This window comes from Streptomyces sp. NPDC047072 (genome assembly GCF_040643855.1).
Taxonomy (GTDB): Bacteria; Actinomycetota; Actinomycetes; order Streptomycetales; family Streptomycetaceae; genus Streptomyces.
On record NZ_JBEYVC010000354.1, the window covers coordinates 1 to 2,467 of the forward strand.

Sequence of the window (2,467 nt, forward strand, 5' to 3'; positions counted from 1 at the left end):
CTTCCGGGGGCCCTGCGGCCTCCGGTCCTCCCGGATCTCGAAGTCCACTGCAACTCCCTACGAACGGGGTGTTGCAACGACCTCTTGAACTGAAGGTTACGCTCCGGGGCCTCTCGCCTTTCCTGAGAGGATCACGTAACCGAACGCGTACGAAGGGGAACACATGATCGTCCTGCTGCTCGGCGTCGTCCTGGCGCTCGTGATCGGCGGCTGCGTGTGCGTGGTGTGGGCATCCCGCGGCGGCCCCCGCTGGACCCGCGTCGTAGCCACGCTCACGCTCGCGGCAGGCGAAATGGTCCGCGCCTCGTCGAGAAGGCGCGGCAGCTCGAACAACAACTCCGGCGACGACACGTCGAGTTACGACGGCTAGGAGCACCGCGAGTCGTCATCCTCCCCGACGCCGACCACCAGACCGCCGGACCGGCGACGTCGGAGGGGGTGAACCGCGCGCCCGCCAGAACCTTCTTGACGACGATGGTCCGACCTTCTACGTCCTACGTCCTACTCCTACGTCAGAGCTCCAGAGTGGCCAGATCCTGCCTGAAGACGGTGCGCGCCGCCCGAGTCGCGTCTCCGTGGGCCTGCCTGGCGACGTCGTACTCGTCCGACGTCAGCGCGCACCCGGACGCGAGCGTCTCCCGCACCCGGCGCAAGGAGTGGTACGAGGCGTCTATGGCCGCCGACACCTCGCTGCTCGCCGTCAGCACGAGCCGTTCCCGCGCCTCATCACACCCCGAAGCCTGAAACGCCTGCCGTATCTTGGCCGCCCTGACCTGCAGATCGGAGTGATCCTCGTCAGCGGCCAACCGCATCGCCTCATGCGCCCGCCGAAGGGCCACAAGACAGTCCGCGTACATGGTCCGCCGATCCTGCAGCCGGTTGTCCCGAACAGTCCGCCGCCACCGCAAATGCTCCCCGGCCAAGGTGGCCCCAACACCGACCACGGCCCCGAGAGTCGTCCCGACAAGCGTCCCCCACTCCACGAGAGTGATCGTCCCACACACCTCCTGGCGGCGTCTCCCCACACTGACAAGCGTTCGGTGAGAGCTACACGCGACGACTGCCGGGCCGGCGACCTGAGCGCCCCAAGTCCCGGACAAAACTTGCGACTTCCCCGTAGAGGCCCCAGACGCTCAGGAGAGGGAACATGACCAACCACCATGCTCCGTGGCGATTCCGGGCCTGCGCTGCGACGTTTCTCGTCTCCGGAGTCACCACCATCGTGGCTTCCCTCCTGGACCAAGACCCCTGGTGGTCCTGGTTGCCCCACCTACTGCTGGGGACGGTTCTGGTCGCCCTCGCCATCCTCCTGTTCATGGCTACCGGCGGCAGCCACCGACCTAGCGCGAAAAAACGCAGCCTTCCGCCGCTGTGAGGCTCGCGGGGACTTACGACGACCTCCCGATTCCCAACTGCCTTCGCCTCGCGCACGCTTTCCAACTGTGGTGGTGGGGTAGCGGCGCTCGTACAAGGGCGTTCACCTGCGTTCATGGACGGCTGACCCATGAGGCGAACTCGGCAAGCAGTCCTCGATGAACGGCCGTGAACGGGGCTGAATGAGACGGAAACTGAGACGGAAACTGAGACGGTCAGACAGCGGAGGCTGCTTCACTCTTCCCCAGGTGGGATGAGGCGATCCGCGCTCTCGGCGTCGTCCACGTGGCCGTGGGCGTCGACGGTGATCGGGGTCGCTCGCCCCTTGGCTGTGATGAGCCATGCCAGTACCTGTTCGGTCAGTGGCCCGTTGTCGGGGCCTTCGTCCTTCCAGTACGCGCGCCAGCCTCCTCCGGGGATGGCGGCGGCCACCTGGTCGGCTTGCTCAAGGTGGGAGAAGTCCGGGTAGTCCGTGACCGGGCGGCGGGTACCGCGCTTGGGGTCGACCACGAGGGCCACGCCGGTTGTCTCGTCCCAAGCGTCCACGTGCACGGTTCGACCGATCATCGTCTCCGTGCCGGTGAAGATCGCGAGCCAACCTGTGCCGTTGAAGTAGCGCATGCGGTCATCGTCCATGATCTCAGCCGGCGTCACCGCAGAAGGCGGGGCCTAATGGGGCATCAGCTTGGGAAGCTAAGGGCATCTGGACCTTGCTCCGGGTCTGACCTGCGATGGAGCGGTGTTGGCGCCTGACGGGCGGTCAGCTGGCTCCCCGGTGTTCACCGTGATTCCCCGTACGATCTGGCACGGGTTCGGCACGACCGACCTTGGTTACGCCTCGTCTATCAGTGGTTCTCTCAAGAACACCGGGAGGTCCAGGTTGCGGTGTCGATACTTCCGTTGGGCAGCCTGAGCCGAAGTGCCGATAGCAGAGCCGATCTCAGTCCACGTCATGCCCTGGTGACGTGCGTGACTTACCTCGATGTGGAGACGAAGTTCGATGGTGTCCCGCCACGTGGTGTAGCCGGTCAAGGTTCGTGAACGCGCGGGTGTCTGCCCGGGGCGTGCATCAGCTGCCGCTGCTTGCTCCCTG

Annotated in this window: 4 protein-coding genes; 2 read left to right on the forward strand and 2 right to left on the reverse strand. The window is 65.8% G+C overall.

The annotated features are described in order from the left end of the window. Nucleotides 1-163 precede the first annotated feature (163 nt). Entirely contained in the window at nucleotides 164-370 is a 207-nt protein-coding gene (locus tag ABZ896_RS52570) for a hypothetical protein (protein WP_360946593.1), read from the forward strand. A 142-nt stretch (nucleotides 371-512) separates the two neighbouring features. Here ABZ896_RS52570 and ABZ896_RS52575 read toward each other — a convergent pair whose 3' ends face one another. Further along, nucleotides 513-707, reverse strand: a complete 195-nt coding sequence (locus tag ABZ896_RS52575) for a hypothetical protein (protein ID WP_360946596.1) — start codon at nucleotides 705-707, stop codon at nucleotides 513-515. Nucleotides 708-1,147: 440 nt separating this feature from the next. On the opposite strand from ABZ896_RS52575, the gene ABZ896_RS52580 reads away from it, so the two are divergent. Continuing rightward, the gene (locus ABZ896_RS52580; RefSeq protein ID WP_360946599.1) at nucleotides 1,148-1,375 is read left to right on the forward strand and encodes a hypothetical protein; all 228 of its coding nucleotides are present in this window, start codon (nucleotides 1,148-1,150) and stop codon (nucleotides 1,373-1,375) included. A gap of 233 nt (nucleotides 1,376-1,608) precedes the next feature. Here the strand turns inward: ABZ896_RS52580 and ABZ896_RS52585 are convergent, their stop codons facing one another. Continuing rightward, nucleotides 1,609-2,010 carry a hypothetical protein gene (locus tag ABZ896_RS52585; RefSeq protein WP_360946602.1) on the reverse strand — a complete coding sequence of 134 codons (402 nt, stop codon included), beginning with the start codon at nucleotides 2,008-2,010 and terminating at the stop codon, nucleotides 1,609-1,611. Nucleotides 2,011-2,467 lie beyond the last annotated feature (457 nt).